A 23,951-nucleotide genomic window follows, 5' to 3' on the forward strand; every position below is an offset into this window, starting at 1 on the left:
CGGCGGCCGCGCGGACGCCGTTCACAGGCGCTCGGTCCCCTTCACCACCATCCCGATGGCGGCGAACACCGCGACGGTCGACGCGAGGTACGCCAGATCCGCCGTGGGAACCGCCCCGATCGGTCATGAAGGTGTGCCACTCCCGCCGAAGCAGAAGGTAGCGGCCCGCCCGCGGCCGGTGCCCGCGACCGGCTGGTGTCCCCCGGTAAATCGGGCCGATCGGGTGAGGACGCCCGAACACCGGGCGGACGGCTGCCGTGGCGGACATCCCGTGTCCGCGGGCGCACCATGGAAACGGGGTGTGATCACAGCCGAGACGGCGAGGAGCCCGCCGATGGCGCGTGGACGGTTGCGCATCCACCTCGGGGCCGCGCCCGGGGTCGGGAAGACGTACGCCATGCTCCAGGAGGGCCGGCGCCTGCGCGCCGAGGGCGCCGACGTGGTCATCGGCCTGGTGGAGCCGCACGGGCGGCGGCTGACCGCCGCCCTGGCCGAGGGGCTGGAGACCGTGCCCCGGCGCACCCTGTCGCACCGGGGAGCGGTCTTCACCGAGATCTGGCCCGCCGTCCCCAGGTGGCGCTGGTCGACGAGCTGGCCCACAGCAACGTGCCGGGATCGCGCAACACCAAGCGCTGGCAGGACGTCGACGCGCTGCTGGACGCGGGGATCGACGTCATCACCACCCTCAACATCCAGCACCTGGAATCGCTGAACGACGTGGTCCGGCAGATCACCGGCGTCACCCAGCACGAAACCCTGCCCGACGAGGTGGCGCGCCGCGCCGACCAGATCGAGCTGGTGGACCTGCTGCCCGAGACGCTGCGCCGCCGCCTGGTGCACGGCGACGTCTATCCGCACGACCGGGTCGAGGGCGCCCTCACCCACTACTTCCGGCTGGGCAACCTCACCGCGCTGCGCGAGCTGGCCCTGCTGTGGCTCGCCGACCGTGTGGAGGAGGGGCTGCAGCGCTACCGCACCGAACACGGCATCACGGCTCCCTGGGAGACCCGCGAGCGCATCATGGTCGCCCTGACCGGTGGCCCCGAGGACGAGACGCTGATCCGCCGCGCCGCCCGGATCACCGCCCGCACTCCGGGCAGCGAGCTGCTGGCGCTGCACGTGGTGCCCGGTGACGGGCTCGTCCAGCCGCACCCGGGCGAGCTGGCCGCGCAGCGGGCCCTGGTGGAGTCGCTGGGCGGCAGCTACCACCAGACCCTCGGCGAGGACGTGCCCGAGGCGCTGCTGCGGTTCGCCGAGGACGAGAACGTCACCCAGATCGTGCTGGGAGCCAGTCGGCGCGGACGGCTCTCGCGGCTGCTGCGCGCGGGCGTGGGGCAGCGCACGATCCACCGCTCCGGCCCCATCGACGTGCACATCGTCACCCACGAACAAGCCGCCGGTGCCACCGCGCAGCGGCTGCCCCGGCCCGGCCACCGCGGCACCGCGGGCAGCGGACCGGTCCGGCTGTGGTCCGCGCTGGCCGGGGCCGCGGTGCTGCTGCCCGTCCTGACGCTCGTGCTGACGGCGCTGCGGGGCCGGCTCGGCCTCGCCGGCGCCCTGCTCGTCCTCATGCTGGCCGTGGTCCTGACGGCCCTTGTCGGGGGCCCTGGCCCGGCCCTGGCCGCCGCGGTCGCCGCCGGGCTGCTCGCCGACTACTACCTCACCGCGCCGTCGCACTCGCTGAAGGTCGAGCGCCCCGTCGACATCGTCGCGCTGGCCGTCTTCGTCGTCGCCGCCTGGCTGGTCGGCGCCGCGTCCGGGGCCGCCGCCCGCCACACCCACCGGGCCCTGCGCGCCACGTCCGAAGCGCGGGCGCTGACACGTCTGGCATCCGCCATGACGCGCGGGCAGGACCTGCCGGCCCTCCTGGAGCAGGTGCGCGAAACCTTCTCGCTGACCGCGGTGAGCCTGCTGGAGCGCACCGCGGACCACACCGCGGAACCCCGCTGGTACGTGGTCGCCAGCACCGGCGAGCGGCCACCGGAGCGCCCGTACGACAGCGACGTGGAGACGCCCATCGACAACCGCCTCACCCTCGCCGCCCGCGGCCCCGCACTCAGCTCCGACGACCAGCGCATCCTCACCGCGTGCGCGACCCAGATCGGCATCGCGCACACCCACGGCCGGCTGGCCCGGCACGCCGCGGAAACCGACACCCTCGCCGCGGCCGAGCACACCCGCTCCTCGCTCCTGCTCACCGCCGGCCACGACCTCCTGACCCCGCTGCGCACGGCCGAGGACGCGCTCGCGCGCCTCGCCGACGCCGACTCGTACCGGGCCGCCGGCGCCCTGGCGGCCGCCCGGGCGTCGGTGCGCCGCGCCACCCAGCTGGTCGCCGACCTGAACGACTTCGGCCGGCTGCGCGCGGGCGCCGTCGACCTCTGCCTCCGCCCGGTCGCTCTCGACGAGGCGCTCACCGCCGCGCTCGACGACCTGGGCGCCGGCAGCCGCGCCATCGCCCTCCACGTGCCGGAGCAGCTGCCGTACGTCATCGCCGACGCCGCCCTCCTCACCCGCGTCCTGACCGCGCTCGGAGCCGACGCCCTGCGCCACAGTCCGCCCGGGGCACCGCCCGCCCTCACCGCCGAGGCCCTACCGGGCCACCTGGCGGTCCGCATCACCGACGGCACCGGCTCCCCGCCCGGCGGGACCAGGGCCGACACCCTTCCGCTACGGCTGTCCCGTGACCTCGCCGAGGCGATGGGCGGCACCCTCACCCCCGTCACCGACGGCGCCGCCTTCTCCGTCACGCTCACCCTCCCCGCGTCGGCACACTGCCCCGGGGAGCCGTGAGGGGTGGTCCGCGCACCCCACGGCCCGGCCCGCTGCCCCGGGAGGACGGGCGCCTCGGCCGTCCGGAGAACCGGGGTGGTGCGCGCGTGGCCACGGGGGTACCTGAAGCGGACCAGCCGAGTGGAGGAAGGCGGTGGGGATGATGGCGCTCCCGCTGGTCGTGGGTGTCGATGGGTCGGAATCCAGCCTGCAGGCCGTGGACTGGGCCGTGGACGAGGCGGCACGCCATGAGCTTCCCTTGCACCTGGTCCACGCCTCCCGGTGGGAACGGTACGAGGAACATCTGCCCTCGTTCGGCACCGACCGTTCCGCGGGGCAGATAACGGCCGAGAACATCGTCGCGGCCTGCGCGGAACGCGCGGCGTTGCGCAAGCCTGACGTGAAGGTGTCCGCGGAGGTCCTGGCGGAGGACACGGTGCTGGGGCTGCTGGGGCAGGGACGTGAGGTGTTCGCCGTGGTCACCGGGTCCCGTGGCAGAGGCGCGCTCGCGGAGACACTGCTGGGGTCGGTCAGCCTGGCGGTGGCGGCGCGCGCCGTCTCCCCGGTGGTCGTGGTCCGTGGCGGGGAGAAGAACCGCGCGGGCGCCCTCCGGCGCGTGGTGCTCGCGGTCGGCGACCTGGTGGAGGGGTCGGCGGCGGTCCGGTTCGCCTTCCGTGAGGCACGGGCGAGGAACGCCGCTCTGCACGCCGTGCGCTCCTGGCGGCGCCCCGCGCACCCGCACGCGGGCCAGTCGCCGCTCGAGCGCGAGGCGAACGGGCTGATCTACGAGGAGCAGGCGGCGAGCGTACTCAGCGAGGCGCTGGGCCAGGTGCCGCACGAGCACGATGACGTCACCGTCCACCGCGAGGTCATCGAAGGGCCGGCCCACCGGGTTCTGCTGGACGTGTCGGAGCAGGCCGACCTGCTGGTCGTCGGCGCCCTGCGGCGCCGCGACCACACCGGACTGCAACTCGGCCGGGTCAGCCACGCCGTACTCCACCGCTCCGCGTGCCCGGTCGTGATCGTCCCGCAGCAGGTGTGAACGGCGCGGTACGGGCGCGTTCAGGCCCGCCACCGCCGTGCGGCACGCAGCCGCCGCAGGTAGGGGTCGTGCGCGTGGCGCGGCAGCAGGCGCAGCCGCACGTCCAGGGCCGCGACGCCGTCGGGCCGGGCCACCACCGGGTTGAGGTCGGCCTCGGCGAGCTGAGGGAGGTCACAGGCCATCCGGGACAGCCTCAGCAGCAACTGTTCCAGACCCTCCAGATCCACGGGCCCGCCGCCCCGGTAGCCGAAGAGCAGCGGGGCGCTGCGCGGGGCGGTGAGGAGGCTGTGCGCATCGCGGTCGGTGAGCGGGGCGAGCCTGGCGGCGTGGTCGGCGAGGAGTTCGGTGGCGGTGCCGCCGAGGCCGAAGAGCACCAAGGGGCCGAACACCTCGTCCTGGACGACGCCCGCGAACAGCTCCACGCCCCGGCGCGCCATGGACTGGATGAGTACACCGGTCATCCGGTCCCCGAACCGCGCCCGCAGGTCCCGGTAGGCGTGACGCACCTGGTCCGGCCCCTCCAGGTCGAGCCGCAGCGCTCCCAGATCGGTCTTGTGCACCAGTCCGGGCCAGTACGCCTTGACGGCCACCCGGCCGCGCTCGTCCGCCACCAGGTGTCCGGCGGCGGCCACGGCGGTGTCCTCGTCCTCGGCCCAGGCCCAGGGCAGCTGGGGGATGCGGTAGCGGTCCAGCAGGGCCGAGCAGACGCGCGGGTCGGGCCACCCTCCGCCCGGGTGACGGGTGAGGAACTCCCCCACGACGGCCGTGGCACCGGCGGGGTCGATGCCCGACAGTGGCGGGACACTCCCCGGCGGTTCGGCGCGCCAGCGCGCGTAGCGGGCGGCGTGGGCCAGCGCCCGCGCCGCCGACCGCGGCTCGGAATACGCCGGGACGGGGCGGCCGTCGGCGCTCGCGAGCAGCCGCACGGGTGCCTCCTGGTCGAGGAGGACGGCGGTCACCGGACGGGATCGCCGGGCCGGCGCGTCGGTGAGGGCCAGCAGCGGGTCGTCGCGGGTTCCGGTGGCCAGGGCGGTGGGCACGAGCACCACCAGCACGGCGTCCACGGCTCCGGGTGCCGCCAGCCGGCCCAGGCAGGAGCGCATCCGGTCGGCGGTGACGGCGGCCGTGGTGTCCACGGGGTTGCCGGTGGCGGCACCGGGCGGCAGGATCTCCCGCAGTTCGGCCGCCTGTCCCGGGTCCAGGGCGGGGACGGTCAGCCCCGCGTCGGCACAGGCGTCGGCGGCGAGCACACCGGCGCCTCCCGCGTTGCTCACCACCGCGACCCGGGTGCCCGCGGGCAGCGGCTGGGCATGCAACAGCGCCGTGGTGTCCACCAGTTCGGCAATGCTCCGGGTTGCGATGATGCCGGCCTGAGTGAACAGGGCACCGCGGGTCATGGTGGGGGTGGCCGCGGCGGCGGTGTGCGAGGCCGCGGCGCGCCGTCCGGCCTCCGAGCGGCCCGCGTCCACGGTGAGGACGGGCATGGTGCGGGCGACGCGGCGCGCGGTGCGGGAGAAGGCCCGCGGATTGCCGAAGGACTCCAGGTGGAGCACGGCGAGCCGGGTGCGGGGGTCCGCCTCCCACCACTGGAGCATGTCGTTGCCGCTGACGTCGTACTTGTCGCCGAGTGACACGAAGCTGGACACGCCGACGCCGAGACGGCCGAACCGTTCGAGCAGCGCGATGCCGACGCCGCCCGACTGCACGGCGACCCCCGCGCAGCCGGGCAGCGGGGGATGCGCGGCAAACGTGGCGTTCAGGCGGGTCTCCTCGGCCGTGTCGGCGATCCCCAGGCAATTGGGGCCCACCAGCCGCATCCCGTGGTGGCGGCAGCAGGTGAACAGCGCTTCCGCCTGGCCGGTGTCGAGCCCCGCCGTCAGGACGACCAGCGCCCGGACCCCGGCGGCACCGCACTGCGCGGCGACCTCGGGAACCGCGGGCGCCGGCACGGCGAGCACCACGAGGTCCGGTACGAGCGGGAGGGCCGCCACGGACGGGAACGCCGGTGTCCCCTCGATGACCGCGGCGTGCGGGTTGACCGCGTACAGCGGGCCGGTGAAGCCGCCGGACCGCAGATTCCCCAGCACGGCCCGGCCGACCGACCCGGCCCGCCGGCCCGCCCCCGCGACGGCCACCGAACGTGGCAGCAGCAGTGGCCGCAGGCTGGCCACATCCGCGATCCGGCCGCGCCGGTCCACCGCCGCCAGGTAGTGTTCGTCCTCCTCCAGGTGGACGGTGCAGCGGACTTCGGTGCCGTCGAAGTGGCGGGAAGTGCGCAACCCCAGATCGGCGAACAGGGTGCCGATGCCCTGCCCGTGGCGGCCCTCGGCGACGGCCAGGGCGATGTCGGCGGACACCGGTGCGCCGGGGGAGGCGGGCAGCACGGTGTACTCGGCCACCCCGACCACCCGGCCATCGGCCAGCGCGAGGAGCGCGCGGTAACCGGGGTGTCCCGGTGTGCAGACGCGTTCGGCCGTCTCCTGGGCGTAGCGCGGGTTGACGGCGAAGAACCGCAGCCGCGTGGCGCCGGGAGACATCTCCCGGTGCATGCGCAGCACCTCGTCCCGGTCCTGTGGCCGCGCGGGGCGTATCTCCACGGTGCTGCCGTCGGCGAGCAGGGCGTGGACGGTGTCGGGGCGGTCGGGGGCGTCCGTCATCCGTCTCCTCTTCCCCCGGCCGTGTCCGCGCCGGGTGCCGGTCCGTGGTCCGGTGCCCGGAGCGAGGCCGCGTGGTCGGGCACGTAGGTCTGCAGGTGCCTGGGCGGCCGCTGGTAACCGGTGGGCGCGGGACGGGGCGGCAGGCGCAGCCGGGGGAGCCGGACGTCACCGTACGGGACGGTCGACAGCAAATGAGCGATCATGTTGATCCGGGCGGCGCGCTTGTCGTCGCTCTCGACGACGTACCACGGGGCCTCGGGGAGATCGGTGCCGGCGAACATCTCATCCTTGGCCTGCGAGTACGCCTCCCAGCGGGTGATGGACTCCAGGTCCATCGCGGAGATCTTCCAGCGCCGGGTGGGATCGCTCAGGCGCTGGCGGAACCGCCGCTCCTGCTCGGCGTCGCTCACCGAGAACCAGTACTTGCGCAGCAGGATCCCGTCCTCGACCAGCATCCGTTCGAAGACCGGGCACTGGCGGAGGAAGCGCCGGTGCTCCTCCTCGGTGCAGAAACCCATGACCCGCTCGACACCGGCCCGGTTGTACCAGCTGCGGTCGAACAGCACGATCTCCCCCGCGGCGGGAAGCTGCTCGGCATAGCGCTGGAAGTACCACTGGGTGCGTTCGCGGTCGGTGGGCACGGGCAGGGCGACGGTGCGGACGACGCGCGGGTTGAGGCGTGCGGTGAAGCGTTTGATCGCGCCGCCCTTCCCGGCGGCGTCCCGTCCCTCGAACACCACCACGACGCGCTGTCCCTCGGCCCGCACCCACTCCTGGAGCTTCACCAGTTCGATCTGGAGACGGCGCAGTTCCTTCTCGTACGGGGCACGCGGCAGGCGTCCCGGTCCACCGCCGCCGGCGCCGCGGGGTCGCTCGTTCATCGCGGCCAGCGCCGGCCGGACGAGCCGTCGGGCCCCCTGGTGACCCTGTGTTCCACGGTGCTGCCTCCTGACGGGTGTCACGCGGCAACGGCGCTGCCGCCGGTGTCATCGGTGCCGTGGGCGGGGTGCCGCCGCGGTGCCCGGCCGCCCGGTGTCCGGCCGCCTCCGAAGCGCTCAGGCGGTGCGCCCGGCCTCGTCCGGCCCGACACCCCGGAAGTGGCATTCCACGTCCACGACCCCCTCCACGGCCCGGACCAGGCGCGCGGCCACGGGGATCAGCGCGGTGTCGCGGAGCTGTCCGCCGAGCGTGACGACCCCCTCCCGCACCTGGACGTGGACGTTGCTGCCGGGGAAGAGGTAGGACACCACCGTGCGGCGGACCTCTTCCTCGATGTCCTGGTCCGGGCGGAGGAAGACCTTCAGCAGATCGCCACGGCTGACGATTCCCTGCAGCTTGCTCTCGGCGTCGACCACGGGAAGCCGTTTGACCCCTCTGATGGCCATGATCCGGGCCGCCTCGGCCAAGGTGGCGTCCGGGTGCACGGTCACCGCCGGGGAGCTCATCAGCTCCTCCGCCGTCACCGCCCCCGCCTTCGCGAGGTCGGGGAGGCGCCGCAACTGCTCGAAGCGATCCGGATCGGCGTCCCGGTACTCCTCCTTGGGCAGCAGATCCGCCTCGGAGACGACACCGATGACACGCCCCTCGCCCTCCAGCACCGGCATGGCGCTCACCCGCCACTGGCCCAGTGTCTGCACCAGTTCCTTGAACGGCGCGTCACGCCCTACGGCCACCACCGTCCGGGTCATCACATCACTCACGATGTGCGGAGTCTCGGGCACGAGGTTCCTCCCTCCGCGCGGCGTTCCGATGGCTCTTCCACCTCCAGTGTCCGGCCCGCCGGTGTCCCCCGGCCACCCGGGGACGGCGCCGTTCAGCAGATGCGGGGCAGTTGCTCGCCGATCGGCGGATCCACGATCCGGGTGGCTCCGAGCCCGGTGCGGGCCACCACCATGCCGGGGTGTTCGGCCACGCACCCGCCGATCACGGCAGCCTCGCGGCCCTGCGGATGCGCGCGCATCGCCTCCAGTACCGCGTCGGTGTGGGTCCGGGGGACGAAGGCCACCAGGCGGCCCTCGTTGGCCACGTACATCGGGTCCAGACCGAGGAAGGCGCAGGCGGTGGCCACCGCGTCCGGAACGGGCACCGCTCCCTCGTCCAGCACCACCCCGGTCTTCGAGGTCTCCGCGATCTCGTGCAGAGCGGCGGCCAGGCCGCCCCTGGTGGGGTCGCGCAGGACGTGGATCTCCGGGGTGACGGCGAGCATCGCCTGGACCAGTCCGGCCAGGGGTGCGGTGTCGCTGGTCACCTCGGTGCCGAAGGTGAGCCCTTCGCGGACGCTGAGGATGGCGATGCCGTGCCGGCCGATCGGTCCGCTGACGATCACCACGTCCCCGGGCCGGGCACGCTGCGGGCGGATGTCCACGCCCTCGGGGATCAGGCCGATTCCCGCGGTGTTCACGTACACGCCGTCGCCGTGGCCGGAGTCGACCACCTTGGTGTCGCCGGTGACCACGGTGACGCCTGCCGTCCGGGCGGCCGCGCCGAGCGCCTGGGCGACCCGGCCGACGGTGCTCAGCTCGGTTCCCTCCTCCAGGAGGAACGCGCAGGACAGGTACGCGGGAACGGCTCCGCTCATGGCCAGGTCGTTGACGGTGCCGTTGACCGCCAGATCTCCGATGCTCCCGCCGGGGAAGAACAGCGGGCGGACCACGTACGAGTCGGTGGAGAAGGCCAGCCGGGCGCCGCCGAGCGTGACAGCGGCCGAGTCGGTGAGTTCTCCCAGCGTCTCGCCGCCGTAGGCGGGGAGGAAGAGGTGCCGGGTGAGCTCGGCGGAGAGCGCTCCTCCGCCACCGTGGCCCATCACCACCACCGGGTGGTCGCGCAGCGGCACCGGACAGGACCAGTCGGCGGTGCCGGCGGTGGTGTCAGTCAACGGAAACCGCCTCCTCCGGGCGGGGCGTGGCCAGACGCCGGTACCGGTAGTAGGCGGCGCACGCGCCCTCGCCGGAGACCATGGTCGCGCCGAGCGGTGTGCGCGGGGTGCAGGCGGTGCCGAAGGCCGCGCACTCATGGGGTTTGATCAGGCCCTGGAGCACCTCTCCGCTGCGGCACACCGCGGGTTCGCCGGTGGCCGGGCCGGTGACCTCGAACCGGTGCTCGGCGTCGTAGTCCCGGTAGGCGTCCGCCAGCCGCCAGCCGCTGTCCGCGATGGTGCCGATGCCGCGCCAGGCGCGGTCGGTGGTGGTGAACACCTCTCTCAGCACGCTCAGCGCCACCGGGTTGCCCTGCGGGTGGACGGCGCGCGGGTAGGCGTTCTCGACGCGGTGTTCTCCTCGCTCGAGTTGGCGCACCGCCCGGCGGATGCCCTCCAGGATGTCCAGCGGTTCGAATCCGGTGACCACGATGGGCACCTTGTGGGTTTCGGCGAGGGCGGGGTACTCCAGGGTGCCCATCACGCTGCACACGTGCCCGGCGGCGAGGAACGCCTGGACGCGGCAGTGGGGGGACCGCATGATCGCCTCGATCGCCGGTGGCACCCGGACGTGTGAGACCAGCAGGCTGAAGTTCCGCACGCCGAGCCGTTTGGCCTGGTGGGCGGCCATGGCGATGGCGGGCGCGGTGGTCTCGAAGCCGACCCCGAAGAACACCACCTGCTGGTCCGGGGTCCGCTGGGCGATCCGCAGCGCGTCCAGCGGTGAGTACACCACACGGATGTCGCCGCCGTCGCTCTTGACCCGGAACAGGTCGCGGTCGCTTCCCGGCACCCGGAGCATGTCGCCGAACGAGCAGAAGACCACGCCCGGCCGGGAGGCGATCTCCAGCGCCTTGTCGATCACCTCCAGCGGGGTGACGCAGACCGGGCAGCCCGGCCCGTGGATCAACTCGATCGGCTCGGGCAGCAGTTGGTCGATGCCGTGCCGGATGATCGAATGGGTCTGGCCGCCGCAGACCTCCATCATGGTCCAGTCCCGGGTGACCGTCCGGGCGATGTCCGCCAGCAGCCGCCGGGCCAGCTCCGGATCCTGGAACTCGTCGATGTATTTCACCGGTTCTCCTCCTCGGGCGGGCTCTCCGCTTCGGCCGCCGCTCGTGCCCAGGCGTCCGCGAACTCTTCGTCCAGTGCCCCGATCTCCTCGAAGAGCCGGAGGGTGGCCAGGGCGGACTCCTCGTCGAGCCGCTGGATCGCGAACCCGACGTGGACGATCGCGTACTCACCGACCTCGATCTCCGGCAGATAGGCGAGGCAGACGTCCTTGACCACCCCGCCGAAATCGACCCGCGCCATCGGCGTACCGTCCCGTTCCCCGATGCCGACCACGCGGCCGGGTACCGCCAGGCACATGTGCTCCTCCTCGTTCCTCAGTCGTCGGCGACACGGGCGGCGACGACCGCCTGTCCCAGGGCCAGGCCGCCGTCACCCGGCGGGACCACCGTGTGCCCGAGGACGGTGAATCCGTCCTCGGCGAGTCCGGCGGAGCACATCCCGTCCAGGAAGGCGTTGGCGAACACTCCGCCGGTGAGGACGACCGTCCGCACCCCCGTGCTCCGGCGTGCCTTCCGGCAGGCGGCGCGGACCGCGCCGGCGACCGCCAGATGGAAGCGGGCGGCGATCAGCGGGACCGCCGTACCCGCGCGCAGATCGGCCACGACGGCCCCCAGCAGCGGTGCGGGATCCTCGAGCGCGAAGGCATAGCCGTTCCGCACCCCGTCGGCGGCCACGGCCGCGGCCTCCAGTTCCACGGCGGCCTGAGCCTCGTACCCCGCCCGGTGGCAGACGCCCACCAGCGAGGAGACGGCGTCGAACAGCCGTCCCATGCTGGATGTCGGCACACATGCGACACCGCGCGCCAACTGGGCTTCAAGCAGACGGAGTTCACCGGGTGAGCAGGCGGCGACGCAGGGCAGGTCGGGCGACCAGGCAAGACCGGCCGCGCGCAGATGTGCCAGTGCCATGCGATACGGATGGCGCACCGCCGCGTCACCGCCCGGCAGCGGGACGTACGACAGGTGCGCCAGGCGGCGGTACCCCGCGTAGTCGGCCAGCAGTACCTCGCCGCCCCATACGGCGCCGTCGTCGCCGTAGCCGGTGCCGTCGAAGGCGATGCCCAGCACCGGCTCGTCCAGCTGGTGTTCGGCCATGGCGGAAGCGATGTGGGCGTGGTGGTGCTGGACCAGGGTGAGCGGCCGGCCGTCACGCCGTGCCCATCGCGCGGACCGGTAGCCGGGGTGCCGGTCGGCCGCGACGCGGACCGGCTCGACGCGGGTGAGTTCGCGCAGATGGTTCTCGGCACGTGCGAAGGCGTGCCGGGCGGACAAGCTGTTCAGGTCCCCGACGTGGGCGGACAGCCAGGCGGCGTCGCCCTCGGCCAGGCACAGGGTGTTCTTCATGTCCCCGCCGACCGCGAGCACCGGACGGACGGCCACCGGAAGGCGGATCCGCGCCGGGGCGAAACCGCGCGAGCGGCGGATCGGCAGGGGCGAGCCGTCGTTACGGACCCGGACCACCGAGTCGTCACAGGCCACCGCGATGGGCCGGTCGTGCCAGAGCCAGGCGTCGGCCAGCCCGTCCAGACGGCGCAAACCCTCCCGGTCGTCGGTCACCAGCGGCTCGCCCGAGAGGTTTCCGCTGGTCACCACCAGGATGTGGGGACCGGGTGGGTCGCCCGGCAGCCCGAACAAGAGCCGGTGCAACGGTGTGTAGGGCAGCAGCACCCCGATGTCCGGGCTCCCCGGGCACACCTGTGGCGCGAGCGGGGAGGGGGACCGGCGGCGCAGCAGCACGATGGGGCGGGCACGCCCCGTGAGGAGACGGCGCTCCGCCGGGCCGAGGTGGCCGAGCCGGGCGGCGGTGCCGGGGTCGGGGGTCATCACGGCGAACGGCTTGTCGCCACGGGCCTTGCGGCGTCGCAGCTCGCCCACGGCCCTCGGGGCGGCGGCGTCGCAGACCAGGTGGTAGCCGCCGATGCCCTTGACCGCCACGATCGCCCCGGCCGCCAGCATCCGCCGGGCCTCGGCCAACGCGGCACCGCCCGTCCGCCGTACGGTGCCGGTGAGCCGCAGGCGTGGTCCGCACGCCCAGCAGGCGATGGGCTGGGCGTGGAACCGCCGGTCGGAGGGGTCCGAGTACTCGGCCGCGCAGTCCGGGCACATCGGGAACGCCGCCATGGTGGTCGTGGCCCGGTCGTACGGCATGGCGGTGGTGATGGTGAAGCGTGGGCCGCAGTCGGTGCAGGTGATGAACGGGTGCCGGTGGCGGCGGTCGGCCGGATCGGTCAGCTCGGTCAGGCAGGCGTCGCAGGTGGCGGCGTCGGGCGGGACCAGGGTGCGGCCGTCGCCCGTCGTGGTGGGGACGATCGCGAAACCGGTGCCGCCGGTCGGGAGCAGCTCGGAGGTGGCCACCGAGACGATGTCCGCCAGCGCGGGCGCGTCCGCCGTCAGCCGGTGGCAGAAGGCGGCCACCGCCTCCGAGCCGCCCTCGATCTCGATCCGCGCCCCGTCCGGTCCGTTGGCCACCTGTCCGGACAGGCCCAGTTCGGTGGCCAGGGCGTGGACGAAGGGCCGGAAGCCGACGCCCTGGACCACCCCGCCGACCGCCACCAGGCGGCGGACCGGCAGCGGCCGGGCGACGGCGGTCACGCCCGCCCCGCCGGGGCGGAGCGGGGTGCGGCGGATGGCTGGTCCATGGCGTGGCGCTTCCGTCGGGTGTGGTGACGGCCGGTGTCAGGGCCGGGCCTGGGCCCGGCCGGCGGGGCCATCGGCCATGCTAGGAACCGGGGCGGCCACCGCGGGAAGCCACGCCAGGACGGCGCCCTTTCGATTCCCGGAACGGCGCAAGGCCGCGCGCACCGCGGCCGGGGCCAGGCGGCGTGCGCGTCACCGGTGGCCCATCCGTTCGTGGCCGTCGCGCCGCAGGCGGTCATGAGCGTGGCCGATGGCCCCGGCCACCTGGCGGATCAGTACGGGGAGTGCGCCGGCCACCGGCGGGCTGAGCCCGCACCCGAGGCGGAAATCGGCCCCTTCGACGGCGTGCACGCTGAGGCTCCGGGGCAGCCGGCCGAGCGCGGCGGCCAGGGCGAACGTCTCACCGAGGCCCAAGCCGTGGGTACTGGTGGGCCGCGCCGCGAGCCGCGCGGCCCGCTCGGCCGTCAGGGTGTGCAGCCGCCCCGGCTGCCCGGGGTGCGCGTGCACCGTCTCGACCACGATGACGGCGTCCGGCCGGTGCCAGAGGCCGAGCATCCTGCCGGGCTCGCCGTCGCTGTCGGTCAGCACCGTGCCGTCGGGCACCCGGGCGCGCAGGGTCTCGATGACGGCCGGGCCCGCTCCGTCGTCCCGGCGGAACGGATTGCCCACGCCGATGACCACCACCCGGCCCGTCATCCGCGCTCCACCGTCAGGTCCAGGAAGTGCGCGGAACAGGAGATGCACGGGTCATGGTTGCGGACGGCCCGCTCGCACAGCGCGGTCAGCTCCGCGTCGCCGGGCGCCTCGTCCGGCCGGTCCAGACGGGCCTGCACCTGGCGGCGCAGGTCGTCCTCGATGGCCGCCTGGTTCTGGGCGGTGGGCGGCACGATGCGGGCGAGGGTGAGGGTGCCGTCGGCGTCCATGGCGTAGCGGTGGTAGAGCAGCCCGCGCGGCGCCTCCGTGGCCGCGCGGCCGGTGGCTCGACGCGGTGGTACCTCGGCGTACGGCCGGGCCGGCGGCTCGTAGGCGTCGATAATCCGCAGCGCCTCGGCCACGGCGTGGACCACTTCGACGGCGCGCACGACGATGCTCCGGAAGGGGTTGCGGCACACCGCGCCGGCGGCCGGGTCGCCGAGTCCCGCCTCCCGCGCGGCGCCGCGGGCCGACGGGTGGAGCCACCGTCCGCTGACCGCGTACCGGGCCAGCGAGCCGGTCAGATAGGGGTGGCCGTCCAGCTCGGACACCAGGGCGGTCGAGTGGGGGACCTGCCGTTCCACGACGTGGCGCTCGAACTCCTCGACCCGGAAGGGCGTCACGGGGGCGGCACCGTCCGATCCGGGGCTCGCGGCCAGGACGGCCGGGGTTCCGGAGTCGATGGCGTACCGGCCGGGGTCGCGCATCGCCAGCAGCGGGCCGTCGAAGGCGGCGTCGGGGAAGTCGAAGCCGGAGACCCAGCGCACGGTTTCCAGCGCGTCGTCGTGGGCCCGGCGCAGCCGCCGCGCCAGCGGGGCGAGTTCGGCCGGGCCGGGCACGCGGTAGAACCCGCCGACGCGGACGTTGACCGGGTGGATGGCACGGCCGCCGAGTTGTTCCATGACGGCGTTGCCCGCCTGTTTGATCCGCAGGCCGCGTTCCACGGCCGCGCGCTGGTCGCGGGCGAGCTCGACCGCGCTGGGGTGGCCGAAGAAGTCAGGGGCGTGGAGCAGATGGATGTGCAGGGACTGGCTCTCGATCCACTCGCCGTAGTAGAGCAGCCGCCGCAGTTCCGCGAGCGGCCCGTCGACCGTGACCCCGCAGGCTGCCTCGATGGCCTGGCAGGAGGTCATCTGGTAGGCGACGGGGCAGATTCCGCAGATCCGTGCGGTGATGTCGGGCGGCTCGTGGTGTCCGCGGCCCACCAGGAACGCCTCGAAGAAACGCGGTGGCTCGTAGATGCGCAGTCGTGTCCCGGTGACCGTTCCGTCGTGCACGGTCAGGTGGAGGGCGGCCTCTCCCTCGACCCGGGCGAGGGCGTCCAGGCGCAGGACCCGGGATGCGCGGTGGCTCATCGGGGCCCTTCCTCCGCGGCCGGATGGGTGGTCTCCTCGGCGATGAGCCCGGGTACGGGGGCGTATTCGGGGGAGGCCGCGTTGAAGGTGCGGAAGACCCGCAGGATGTCCCGCTCGCTCATGCCGTCGTGCCGCAGCTGGCGCACCATGGCCTCAAGATTGGGGTGGGGGACCGGCCCGAAGCAGCCGTAGCACCCCCGCCCGTAGGCAGGGCAGAGGGCACCGCATCCGGCGTGGGTGACCGGCCCCAGACAGGGGATGCCGCGGGCGACGGTGATACAGGTCGTTCCGCGCCGCTTGCACTGGAAGCAGACGCTCTGGGCGGATACGTTCGGCTTCCGCCCGGCCAGGAAGGCTGTGATCACTTCCAGCAGCTGGCCACGGTCGATCGGGCAGCCGCGCAGCTCGAAGTCGACCGGGACGTGCGCGGCGATGGGCGTGGAGGTGTCCAGGGTCGCGATGTATTCCGGGCTGGCGTAGACCGCCGCGCGGAACTCCTCGACGTCGGCGAAATTGCGCAGCGCCTGGACACCTCCCGCGGTGGCACAGGCCCCGATGGTGACCAGACGGCGGGAGATCCGCCGGATGCGGTGGATACGCAGGACGTCCTCAGCGGTGGTGACGGACCCCTCCACCAGCGACAGGTCGTACGGGCCGGTCCCGGCGAGGGTGGCCGGCTCCGCCGAGTCCTCGGCCGTGGACATCTCCAGGAAGTGCGCGATGCGCACGGGTCCGGCGAGCGGGAGCAGTTCGTCCTCGCAGTCGAGCAGGGTCAGCTGGCAGCCGTCGCACGAGGCGAACTTCCAGACGGCGAGGGCGGGGCGGGCGTCGGTGTCCATCTCACAGTTCCCTCACGGCGAGCAGGGACCGGGTCCGGTGGTAGCCGACGACCGGGCCGTCCCGGCACAGCAGCAGCGGCCCGAGCTGGCAGTGGCCGCAGTGGCCGGTGCCGCAGCGCATGTTCCGCTCCAGCGACACCTGGATCCGGTGCGCGGGCAGGCCGCGGGCGAGCAGCGCCCGGGCGGTGTGCCGGATCATCACCTCGGGTCCGCAGACCAGCGCGGTGGTCCGGTCCGGGCGCGTGTCGACCCGGTCCAGCAGGGTGGTGACCAGGCCCACGCTGCCGCGCCAGCCGGGGCCGGGCCGGTCCACGGTCACCTCCACCTGCGCGGCGGCGCGCCGCCAGTGAGCCAGTTCCTCCCGGTAGAGGAGATCCTCGGGGGCGCGGGTGCCGATCAGTACGCGCAGCCGGCCGTAGTGGCCGGGGTGACCGAGCACATGGCGCACCACCGGGCGCAGCGGAGCGAGCCCGATACCGCCGGCGACCACCAGAACGTCGGACCCGGCCGCCGCGTCGAGATCCCAGCCGACGCCGTAGGGGCCCCGCAGGCCGACCGCGTCGCCCGCCCTGAGCCGGCACAGCGCTCCGGTGACCGCGCCGATCGCGCGCACCGTGTGCACCAGCCGGTGCCCACCGCCGATCGCGCTGACCGAGATCGGCACCTCACCGACGCCGAAGGCGTACACCATGGCGAACCGGCCCGGCGTAAACCCCGGCAGCGCCTGCCCCACCGGTGTCACCTCGAGCGACACGCAGTCCGCGGTCTCCGCCGAGGCGGCGGTCACCCGGTACGGCACGGGCACGGTCGTCACGACGGGACGCTTCCGTGCGGCGCGTACAGGTCGAGCAACCGCAACCGGGTGGCCTGGAGCCGGTCGGCGATCAGCGCCGCGCACCGCAGCATCAGTTCGTACCCCAGCTCCGTATCGGCCGTGCACAGCTCCCGTACCTCGGCCGCCGGAAACTCCCAGGTCCGCACGGGGCACAGGGCCCGGGCGCCCAGGTGCCAGCGGTACGGCGGGAAGATCCAGGACCATCCGAGCTGCTGCCGAGGACCGAGGGTCTCCACCACCTGGGCCCGGCGGCCGGGGACGTACACGTCCAGCGCGACCTCGCCGGAGCGGATCAGCCAGAACCGGTCGGCGACGCCGCCCTCGTCGAACAGGGTGCCGCCCGCGGGGAAGTCCCTCTCGCCGGCGAGCGTGAACAAGCGCTCCCGCTGGACCTGCGGGAGGGTGTCCAGCAGCAGCGGCCAAGCGGTCATGACGCCCCGTCTTCCGCGCGCCGGGTCCAGTCGTGCAGGGCCGCGGCCTCTTCGGTGATGTCGATGGCGACCGGACACCAGACGACGCACCGCCCGCAGCCCACACATCCCGACGAGCCGAACTGGTCGTACCAGGTGCCCAGTTTGTGGGTGAGCCACTGCCGGTAGCGGCTGCGCGGTGAAGCGCGTACGGGGCCGCCCGGCAGGTACGAGAAGTCCAGGTTGAAGCAGACGTCCCAGACCCGCCAGCGTTCGGCGTGGTTCCCGGTCAGATCGGTGACGTCCTCGGTGGTGGTGCAGAAGCAGGTCGGGCACACCATGGTGCAGTTACCGCAGGTCAGGCACCGTGAGGCGACGTCGTCCCAGCGGGGCGCGTCCAGCGTTTCCGCCATCAGCCGGTGCAGGTCGGTGTCCGGCATCGTCCGGCCCATCCGGCCGGCGGCGGACGCGACGGCGTGCACAGCGGCCGTCCGGAGGGCCTCGGAGGCCGGTTCGCCGGGCAGCTCCGCCAGGACATCGGTGCCCTCCGGACTGCCACCGCGGATCCAGAACCGATGCCCCGCGTCATCGACCAGCTCGGTCATCACCAGGTCGTACCCGGGCCCGGCCGCGGGTCCGGTGCCCATCGAGGCGCAGAAGCACGTCCCGCCGGGTTCGGTGCACTCCACCGCCACCAGAAACGCCCCGGACCTCCTGCCCCGGTAGGTGGGGTCGGGGTGCGGTCCGGCGGTGAGCACCCGGTCCTGGACGGCGACGGCCCGCAGGTCGCAGGAGCGCACACCGAGGAACGCGAAGCGCGGCGGCGGGGTGTCGTCCGCCTCGATGACCAGCTCTCCGTCCACGCGTTCGGCCGTCCACTGGCGCACCCGGGCAGGGTGCAGAAACGTCTTCCACGACTGCGGGCCGGCCGCGTTGGCGAAGGCCGCGCCGTCCGTACGCGGTCGCAGCCGGTACTGGCCGGCCTCCAGGTCCACGCCCCATCCGTACGGCAGCTGGGCCGCGGATTCCAGCTCCCGCAGGACGATGGCACCGTCTTGGACCGTGGGGCCGACCACCGTGTAACCGCGTGCCCGCAGGACTTCGACCAGGGCGGTCAGCCCATCACGGCCGATCACGGCTCCCTCGGCCGGAGGAAGCGTCGACGTACTCACACAGCTCACCTCGGTCATCGGCAGGCGACGGGGCGTATCTGCGCACAGGTTCCGCCATGAACGCGCGGATTCCGGCCCCGACACGGACGTGCTCGGCCGAATGCGCGGGGCCCACCGCTGTGCGGGCGTACGGGACGGCGTCACACGCCGGCGGCCCCCGCCGCACCGCGCCCGGGATGCCCAGGTGCTGTGCCCATTGTGGAGCGATCTTGTGAGACTCGGACGCGTGCTCGAACCGCACCTGCCGCCGGATCGTCCTCCGGGACCGGAGCATCAGCATGCCCTCGAGGCGGGCGAAGGCCCCGCCCGACGCGTCGCACACGAACGGCCCGACGCGTCGCACAGGAACGGAAGGACAGGCACACCATGGGTCGGCACCGACGAATACCCCGGCTTCCCCGTACCACCCTGGCGTCGAGAGCGGCCCTGGCCGCGGGGGCGCTCGTACCGACGATCGCCTCGGTGGGGTCGGCTCACGCCGCCACCCCGCAGGCGGCGGTCTGCACCTCGGACCATCCCGAACTCGCCGACAAGCTCTCCCAGGACATCAACGCGGCCCTGGACGGCTCCCCCGCCACGACGGCGATCAGCCTCCACGACCGCACCACGAACACCACCTGCACGCTGGACGGGGACCGCGCGTTCGACTCCGCGAGCACGGTCAAGGTGACCGTGCTCGGCACGCTGCTGTGGGACGCGCAGAAGGACCACCGCGCCCTGACGCAGGCGGAGAAGGCCCACGCCACCGCCATGATCACACAGTCCGACAACGATGCCACCACCGCGCTGTGGAGGCAGCTCGGGACGGCCAAGGTGGGCGGATTCCTCCAGGCCGCGGGCATGACCAACACCGTCCTCGACAGCGAGGGTCACTGGGGACTCACCCAGATCACCGCGAACGACGAGGAAAAACTCCTCGACCTGGTGACCCACCCCAACCCGGTGCTCAGCGAGGACTCCCGCGCCTACATCCTGAAGCTGACCGGCGAGGTCATCCCCTCGCAGCGCTGGGGAACCCCGGCCGGCGCGCCGAGCGACGTCCAGGTGCATGTGAAGAACGGCTGGCTGGAGCGGGCCACGCACGGCTGGCGGGTGCACAGCCTCGGCGCCTTCACCGGCAACGGCCACGACTACACGATCACGGTGCTCTCGCAGGACAACGCCACGATGGACGACGGCATCGCCACCATCGAGGGCGTCGCCCGCGCCGTCCACGCACGCCTCAACCTGCCCACGTCCAGCGCTCAGCCGTAGGCGGTTCCGTTCCGATCACCGGCGGCGACGCGGCCCGTGCGACGGGCGGGGCGGCGAGCGGCGGTACGGGTTCGGGCCGGCTCCCCGGTGAGCCGGCCCGAGCCCGGCTCTCGGACGGTTGGGGAGGGACCGGCGGGGTCGTCTTCCGGTCAGGCCGCCCGGCAGGAACAGGGACGCGGTGCCCGAGGCCCACGTCCCCATGCCGGAACGGCGCCCCGGGTGGGAACACCGCTCCGGACCTGCCGCAAGGGCGGCGCGGCACCACGGACGCGCCGGTCACAGCGGCGCCGCCGCGGCCGAAGAGGCTACTCACGTCCGTTTTCCCGCTCGTCGTCCCGGTCGTCCCGGGCTGCCGCGTGGCCGGGGGCCCTGCGGGCGCGTCCGCTCTCCGCCGCCGCACCCTCCGCACGGGCCGCACCATCGCCGCCCGGAGTGGGATCGCCGAGCGTGCGGCGTTCGGTTACGTCCCCGGTGCCGCCGGTGGAGGTCGTGGCGAGCGTGTAGCCGACATGGACGTCCCGGTAGGCGGCCCCCGCCCGCACGCGCTCGGGCAGGTTTCTCCGCACACTGCGTGATGTCGACCGGCGGCCGGGGGTGCCGTGGAAGCTCACCCGCGCCTGCGGCTCGTTCCGGAAGCGGAGATCGGATGCCCGCGTGGCGGAGACGAAGGAGATGTCCGCCGTCGTGACGGTTCAAGGCGGCTCAGCCGTGCGCTTCCTGGTCTGCCCGCGCTCCGCCTCACGTCTCGGCCGCCGCGCGGTCGGCCCGGCGGCGTCGGCCGGGTCCTCGGCAGCCGATCCCGCGGACCCGCTGGACCTCCGGGCACTCTTCTCCGCACCGCGCACCGCCTTGCCGAGGCCCCGCGCGGACTCGTCCGCGGCCTTCCCCACGTCCCGCACGGCGCTCCCCGCGCTCCTGCCGAGCCCTTCGGCCGCCTCACCCGTCCCACGTCCCAGTTCGTCGACCGCCCGCCCGGCTCCGCCGCCGATGTCCCCCACCGCGGCTCCGGCCCCCTTGGTGATGTGCTCCAGGATCCGCGGGTTCTCGTCGATGGTGCGCAGTACCCGCCCGACAATCCGCGCGACGTTGTCCAGCCGCACCTTCAGCAGCGCCTGGGCCTCCACCCCCTTGATCTCCAGATTGACGCGCCCGAGGTCGACATCGGCACCGACGTTCAGCTTGAGCAGGTCCAGGACCTCCGCCTGGAGGGAGACACGGGCGCGCAGGTTCTCCACCTCGACGCTGATCTCATCGACATCGAGGCGGGGGACGTCGAGCAGGACATCCGGGCTCCGACCGCTCTCCTCACCCGCGGGGAGGAACTCACCTTCGCGCGGTTCCTCGTCCCGCTCGTCCCCGTACGTGCTCTCCGGGCCGTCCCGCTCTTCCTCGTCGACGAACCCGTCGCCGTCGCGCTCCGCTTCGCTCATCGCACACGACCTCGCTGCCCGTGGGTCGGAAATCGGCGTGGAGAGGCACAGTCCACCCGTGACGCACCATCCACCGTAGAGCGGGCCTCCCGGACTGTCGCGGCGTGGCCCGGTGGCGTCCGAGGGCGGCGGCGGCCCGCCGCCGCGGTCGCCCCGTACCGGCCCGCCGCAGTCCTCCCGTACCGCCCCACCGCGACCGAGGCCGGGATGTGATCACCGGCCCGGGGGCGGCGGGCAGGGTTCCCGGCCGTTCCCGGCATCCGGCACTGGTGCACGGCGCCGGATGGGGACAGGCTTGATGACAGAAGCGAAACCCTACGTTCAAGCGAGGCGTCCGCAGAGCGCCTCGTCTTCGCCCGATGGCCGGCTGCTCGGTGTTCGACCGTCGCGCTTCGACCGGACGGGTTATCGCGGACGCGCGTCGGAAACCAGGAGAAGGCGTGATCATGGCCGGGGTGATCGACTGCAGCCGGATGTTGCGTGGCATCCTCGCCGACAGCCATATGACCTGCATCGAACAGCTACCGGCGTACGTGTCCCGGCACGCGCGGACCGTGGGCCTGCGCGATGTGTTCATCTACGTGTCCGACCTGCAACAGGACGTGCTGTTCCGGCTCACCGGCCGCGGCCCGGACGCCGGGGGGACGGACGGCAGCGGCCGGTCCTGCGAACTGCGGATCGAGGGCACCGCGGCGGGTAGCGCCTACCAGCTCGGGCTGGTCCAGCCCGACCCACCAGGCCCCGACCCCCCGGTTCCGCAGGCCGGCGTGCCGGCGCACCGGTGGTGGGTGCCGCTGCGGCACGGCGCCGAGCGACTCGGCGTACTCGGTGTGACCAGCCAGGACGGCGACGAGCAGACACTCGCCGACCTGCAGGCCCTCGCGGACCTGATCGGGCTGCTCGTGGTCAGCAAACGCGCGCTCAGCGACTCCTACGCCCGGCTGGTGCGTACCCAGCCGATGAACGTGGCCGCCGAGATGCAGTGGCACCTGATGCCGCCGCTGACGTTCGCCAGTGACCAGGTGGTGCTCAGCGCCGTGCTGGAGCCCGCCTACCAGGTCAGCGGGGACGCCTTCGACTACGCGGTGGCCGACCGCGTCGTTCACCTGGGAATCTTCGACGCCATGGGGCACGACACCCCGGCCGGGGTCACCGCCAACCTGGCGGTGGCCGCCTGCCGCAACAGCCGGCGCCAGGGCGCCGATCTGGTCGCCACCGCCGACCACATCGAAGACGTGCTGACCGAGCAGTTCGGAGGCACCCGCTACACCACCGCCGTCCTCGCCGATCTGGACACCCGCACCGGCATGCTCTCCTGGGTCAACCGCGGCCATCCCCCACCGGTCCTCTTCCACCCCGACCACCGCAACGCCCACCTGGTGTGCGACCCCGGTCCACCGCTCGGCACCGACCTGGGCCAGGAAACCCTGCTGTGCCGCGCCCAGCTCCACCCCGGGGACCAGATCGTGGCCTACACCGACGGCATCACCGAGGCCCGCAACCCTACCGGCCGCGAGTTCGGGCTCGACCGCTTCATCGACTTCATCACCACGCACCTCACGGACGGGATGTCCATTCCCGAAACCCTGCGCCGGCTCGTCCACAGCATCCTCGACTACCACCACGGACACCTCACCGACGACGCCACCATCCTCCTGCTCCACTGGCACGGACCCACCCCCTTCGACCCCGGCGAGGCCGAAGCCCTCGTCGGCCTCTCCCAGCCCGCACCCACCGCGGCACGACGCTGACTGACCACCGAGGAGGCCGCCGGGCCGGTATCGAACGAGCGAGCCGGGCCCGGCGGGAACCTTTCCCGGCATCGGGCCCGGCGGGAACCCTTTCCGGCATCGGGCCCGGCGGGACCTCGGCCCTAGAATCGGCCCATGGGAAGGATTGACCGCGCCGGCCGGGTGATCGCGGCGCCACCGGCGACCGTCTACGGCGCTCTCCTCAACCGGCGGTCCCTCGAGGTCTGGCTGCCGCCGGACGGCATGCGCGGGCGGATCGAGCGATGGGACCCCCGGCCCGGTGGCGGGTTCCGCATGGTCCTCACCTACCTCGACCCCACCGGCAGCCCCGGGAAGACCTCGGATGCGACGGATGTCGTCGACGTCGGGTTCGCCGAGCTGGTGCCGCCCGAGCGCGTGGTACAGCGCGCGGTGTTCGGGACGGACGACCCGTCGTACGCGGGCACCATGACGATGACCTGGGAGTTCGCCGCCACCGGCGAGGGGACCGAGGTGACCGTCACCGCCACGGACGTGCCACCCGGCATCGACCGGGCGGCCCACGAGGCCGGGATCGCCTCCTCGCTGGCCAACCTGGCGTCCTACGTCGAAGAAGCGGCCGGCTGACTCCGTTGCCGTTGGGCTGGCCCCGGGCCCGGCCACGTCGTCGAGAAGCGGCCGGCGGTCCTGACCCCAGCACCTCCGGCGCCGGGGCCGGAGGTGCGGCGGCGGGGCGGTGCGCGGTTCACGCACAGGGCTCGCGGTACCGGCCGACGCAGCGGGACGGACGCGGTGGTGTCCGGGCCGGACTCCTCGCCGACGCGCGACGGTTCCGTGGGCGTCCGGGTACCGGCGGGCCACCTCGTAAGCGACCCTGCGGGCCATCGGCCGGTCCGGCACGCCGCCGGGCGACTACGGCCGGCGCCCAGTCGAACGCCGAGCCGGAGGGCGACCGCCCCGCGGCCGCCGTCCGCGACGACATGGCGGCGGGGAACGCGACGCGGCGGCCGCACCCCTCCCCCGCACGCTCCATGGCGAGGCGGGCGATGACGGCCCGCGCCGCTCGGTGGTAGCGCGCTCGGCGCAGCCGTTGTTCCTGATGCGCCGTCAGGCCGGTGAGGCGGCAGCCACCGCCTGC

20 protein-coding genes and 1 pseudogene are annotated in these 23,951 nt (G+C 73.7%); 6 read left to right on the forward strand and 15 right to left on the reverse strand.

What is annotated here, in order from left to right; translation table 11 throughout:
• Positions 1-397: 397 nt before the first annotated feature.
• The 3 genes and pseudogenes from AXW62_RS46115 to AXW62_RS26525 form a co-directional block, all read left to right on the forward strand.
• Positions 398-891 (forward strand): annotated as a pseudogene (locus AXW62_RS46115) (histidine kinase); the annotation flags it as partial.
• Between the two features lie 129 nt (positions 892-1,020).
• On the forward strand, positions 1,021-2,793 hold the full coding sequence (locus AXW62_RS26520; protein WP_252368746.1) for a DUF4118 domain-containing protein: 1,773 nt from the start codon (positions 1,021-1,023) through the stop codon (positions 2,791-2,793).
• A gap of 142 nt (positions 2,794-2,935) precedes the next feature.
• Positions 2,936-3,814: a universal stress protein gene (locus AXW62_RS26525; protein WP_060946755.1), complete on the forward strand. Its 879-nt coding sequence runs from the start codon at positions 2,936-2,938 to the stop codon at positions 3,812-3,814.
• Between the two features lie 20 nt (positions 3,815-3,834).
• On the opposite strand, the gene AXW62_RS26530 is transcribed toward AXW62_RS26525, so the two are convergent.
• The 13 genes from AXW62_RS26530 to AXW62_RS26590 all read right to left on the reverse strand — a co-directional run bounded on the left by AXW62_RS26530 (position 3,835) and on the right by AXW62_RS26590 (position 18,417).
• Positions 3,835-6,471, reverse strand: a complete 2,637-nt coding sequence (locus AXW62_RS26530; protein ID WP_060946732.1) for a bifunctional acetate--CoA ligase family protein/GNAT family N-acetyltransferase — start codon at positions 6,469-6,471, stop codon at positions 3,835-3,837.
• Positions 6,468-7,352, reverse strand: a complete 885-nt coding sequence (gene ppk2 / locus AXW62_RS26535; protein WP_051886588.1) for a polyphosphate kinase 2 — start codon at positions 7,350-7,352, stop codon at positions 6,468-6,470. The genes AXW62_RS26530 and ppk2 overlap by 4 nt, the downstream gene beginning before the upstream one ends.
• Positions 7,353-7,526: 174 nt before the next feature.
• Positions 7,527-8,192, reverse strand: coding sequence for a CBS domain-containing protein (locus tag AXW62_RS26540; RefSeq protein WP_030838599.1), 666 nt, complete (start codon positions 8,190-8,192; stop codon positions 7,527-7,529).
• Positions 8,193-8,284: 92 nt separating this feature from the next.
• Positions 8,285-9,274, reverse strand: a complete 990-nt coding sequence (gene hypE / locus AXW62_RS26545; protein ID WP_079115808.1) for a hydrogenase expression/formation protein HypE — start codon at positions 9,272-9,274, stop codon at positions 8,285-8,287.
• 64 nt (positions 9,275-9,338) lie between these two features.
• The gene (hypD, locus tag AXW62_RS26550; RefSeq protein WP_060946734.1) at positions 9,339-10,460 is read right to left on the reverse strand and encodes a hydrogenase formation protein HypD; all 1,122 of its coding nucleotides are present in this window, start codon (positions 10,458-10,460) and stop codon (positions 9,339-9,341) included.
• Positions 10,457-10,756 carry a HypC/HybG/HupF family hydrogenase formation chaperone gene (locus tag AXW62_RS26555; protein ID WP_030838590.1) on the reverse strand — a complete coding sequence of 100 codons (300 nt, stop codon included), beginning with the start codon at positions 10,754-10,756 and terminating at the stop codon, positions 10,457-10,459. Before AXW62_RS26555 ends, hypD begins: the two co-directional genes overlap by 4 nt.
• Before the next feature lie 17 nt (positions 10,757-10,773).
• Positions 10,774-13,050: a carbamoyltransferase HypF gene (hypF, locus tag AXW62_RS26560; protein ID WP_060946735.1), complete on the reverse strand. Its 2,277-nt coding sequence runs from the start codon at positions 13,048-13,050 to the stop codon at positions 10,774-10,776.
• Between the two features lie 237 nt (positions 13,051-13,287).
• Positions 13,288-13,791, reverse strand: coding sequence for a hydrogenase maturation protease (locus tag AXW62_RS26565; RefSeq protein WP_060946736.1), 504 nt, complete (start codon positions 13,789-13,791; stop codon positions 13,288-13,290).
• Positions 13,788-15,143, reverse strand: a complete 1,356-nt coding sequence (locus AXW62_RS26570; protein ID WP_060946737.1) for a Ni/Fe hydrogenase subunit alpha — start codon at positions 15,141-15,143, stop codon at positions 13,788-13,790. The genes AXW62_RS26565 and AXW62_RS26570 overlap by 4 nt, the downstream gene beginning before the upstream one ends.
• A complete protein-coding gene (locus AXW62_RS26575) occupies positions 15,140-15,982 on the reverse strand; it encodes an NADH-quinone oxidoreductase subunit B family protein (RefSeq protein WP_060946738.1) in 843 nt (280 codons plus the stop codon). Before AXW62_RS26575 ends, AXW62_RS26570 begins: the two co-directional genes overlap by 4 nt.
• A 1-nt stretch (position 15,983) precedes the next feature.
• Positions 15,984-16,796, reverse strand: coding sequence for an FAD/NAD(P)-binding protein (locus AXW62_RS26580; protein WP_060946739.1), 813 nt, complete (start codon positions 16,794-16,796; stop codon positions 15,984-15,986).
• Positions 16,793-17,248 carry a cyclic nucleotide-binding domain-containing protein gene (locus AXW62_RS26585; protein WP_030838573.1) on the reverse strand — a complete coding sequence of 152 codons (456 nt, stop codon included), beginning with the start codon at positions 17,246-17,248 and terminating at the stop codon, positions 16,793-16,795. Before AXW62_RS26585 ends, AXW62_RS26580 begins: the two co-directional genes overlap by 4 nt.
• The gene (locus tag AXW62_RS26590) at positions 17,245-18,417 is read right to left on the reverse strand and encodes a 4Fe-4S dicluster domain-containing protein (protein WP_060946740.1); all 1,173 of its coding nucleotides are present in this window, start codon (positions 18,415-18,417) and stop codon (positions 17,245-17,247) included. The genes AXW62_RS26585 and AXW62_RS26590 overlap by 4 nt, the downstream gene beginning before the upstream one ends.
• A 348-nt stretch (positions 18,418-18,765) precedes the next feature.
• Between AXW62_RS26590 and AXW62_RS26595 the strand changes: the two genes are divergently transcribed.
• On the forward strand, positions 18,766-19,653 hold the full coding sequence (locus AXW62_RS26595) for a serine hydrolase (protein ID WP_079115806.1): 888 nt from the start codon (positions 18,766-18,768) through the stop codon (positions 19,651-19,653).
• Positions 19,654-19,958: 305 nt separating this feature from the next.
• On the opposite strand, the gene AXW62_RS44910 is transcribed toward AXW62_RS26595, so the two are convergent.
• Together AXW62_RS44910 and AXW62_RS26605 are read right to left on the reverse strand one after the other, a co-directional pair.
• Positions 19,959-20,219 carry a hypothetical protein gene (locus tag AXW62_RS44910; RefSeq protein WP_174556436.1) on the reverse strand — a complete coding sequence of 87 codons (261 nt, stop codon included), beginning with the start codon at positions 20,217-20,219 and terminating at the stop codon, positions 19,959-19,961.
• Positions 20,220-20,345: 126 nt separating this feature from the next.
• A complete protein-coding gene (locus tag AXW62_RS26605) occupies positions 20,346-21,083 on the reverse strand; it encodes a hypothetical protein (RefSeq protein ID WP_060946743.1) in 738 nt (245 codons plus the stop codon).
• A gap of 446 nt (positions 21,084-21,529) precedes the next feature.
• Between AXW62_RS26605 and AXW62_RS26610 the strand changes: the two genes are divergently transcribed.
• Together AXW62_RS26610 and AXW62_RS26615 are read left to right on the forward strand one after the other, a co-directional pair.
• Positions 21,530-22,834: a PP2C family protein-serine/threonine phosphatase gene (locus AXW62_RS26610; RefSeq protein WP_060946756.1), complete on the forward strand. Its 1,305-nt coding sequence runs from the start codon at positions 21,530-21,532 to the stop codon at positions 22,832-22,834.
• Between the two features lie 135 nt (positions 22,835-22,969).
• Entirely contained in the window at positions 22,970-23,440 is a 471-nt protein-coding gene (locus AXW62_RS26615) for an SRPBCC family protein (RefSeq protein ID WP_060946744.1), read from the forward strand.
• The last annotated feature ends 511 nt before the right edge of the window (positions 23,441-23,951 follow it).

Origin of the sequence: Streptomyces hygroscopicus subsp. hygroscopicus, assembly GCF_001553455.1 — a bacterium.
GTDB lineage: Bacteria > Actinomycetota > Actinomycetes > Streptomycetales > Streptomycetaceae > Streptomyces > Streptomyces hygroscopicus.

Excerpts from the sequence above, each read along its gene's own strand:
- AXW62_RS26520 (WP_252368746.1), top strand. The coding sequence starts at position 1,021 with ATGGTCGCCCTGACCGGTGGCCCCGAGGACGAGACGCTGATCCGCCGC.
- AXW62_RS26525 (WP_060946755.1), top strand. The coding sequence starts at position 2,936 with ATGGCGCTCCCGCTGGTCGTGGGTGTCGATGGGTCGGAATCCAGCCTG.
- AXW62_RS26530 (WP_060946732.1), bottom strand. The coding sequence starts at position 6,471 with ATGACGGACGCCCCCGACCGCCCCGACACCGTCCACGCCCTGCTCGCC.
- ppk2 (WP_051886588.1), bottom strand. The coding sequence starts at position 7,352 with ATGAACGAGCGACCCCGCGGCGCCGGCGGCGGTGGACCGGGACGCCTG.
- hypE (WP_079115808.1), bottom strand. The coding sequence starts at position 9,274 with ATGGGCCACGGTGGCGGAGGAGCGCTCTCCGCCGAGCTCACCCGGCAC.
- AXW62_RS26555 (WP_030838590.1), bottom strand. The coding sequence starts at position 10,756 with ATGTGCCTGGCGGTACCCGGCCGCGTGGTCGGCATCGGGGAACGGGAC.
- AXW62_RS26565 (WP_060946736.1), bottom strand. The coding sequence starts at position 13,791 with ATGACGGGCCGGGTGGTGGTCATCGGCGTGGGCAATCCGTTCCGCCGG.
- AXW62_RS26570 (WP_060946737.1), bottom strand. The coding sequence starts at position 15,143 with ATGAGCCACCGCGCATCCCGGGTCCTGCGCCTGGACGCCCTCGCCCGG.
- AXW62_RS26575 (WP_060946738.1), bottom strand. The coding sequence starts at position 15,982 with ATGGACACCGACGCCCGCCCCGCCCTCGCCGTCTGGAAGTTCGCCTCG.
- AXW62_RS26585 (WP_030838573.1), bottom strand. The coding sequence starts at position 17,248 with ATGACCGCTTGGCCGCTGCTGCTGGACACCCTCCCGCAGGTCCAGCGG.
- AXW62_RS26590 (WP_060946740.1), bottom strand. The coding sequence starts at position 18,417 with ATGACCGAGGTGAGCTGTGTGAGTACGTCGACGCTTCCTCCGGCCGAG.
- AXW62_RS26595 (WP_079115806.1), top strand. The coding sequence starts at position 18,766 with ATGGGTCGGCACCGACGAATACCCCGGCTTCCCCGTACCACCCTGGCG.
- AXW62_RS26605 (WP_060946743.1), bottom strand. The coding sequence starts at position 21,083 with ATGAGCGAAGCGGAGCGCGACGGCGACGGGTTCGTCGACGAGGAAGAG.
- AXW62_RS26610 (WP_060946756.1), top strand. The coding sequence starts at position 21,530 with ATGGCCGGGGTGATCGACTGCAGCCGGATGTTGCGTGGCATCCTCGCC.
- AXW62_RS26615 (WP_060946744.1), top strand. The coding sequence starts at position 22,970 with ATGGGAAGGATTGACCGCGCCGGCCGGGTGATCGCGGCGCCACCGGCG.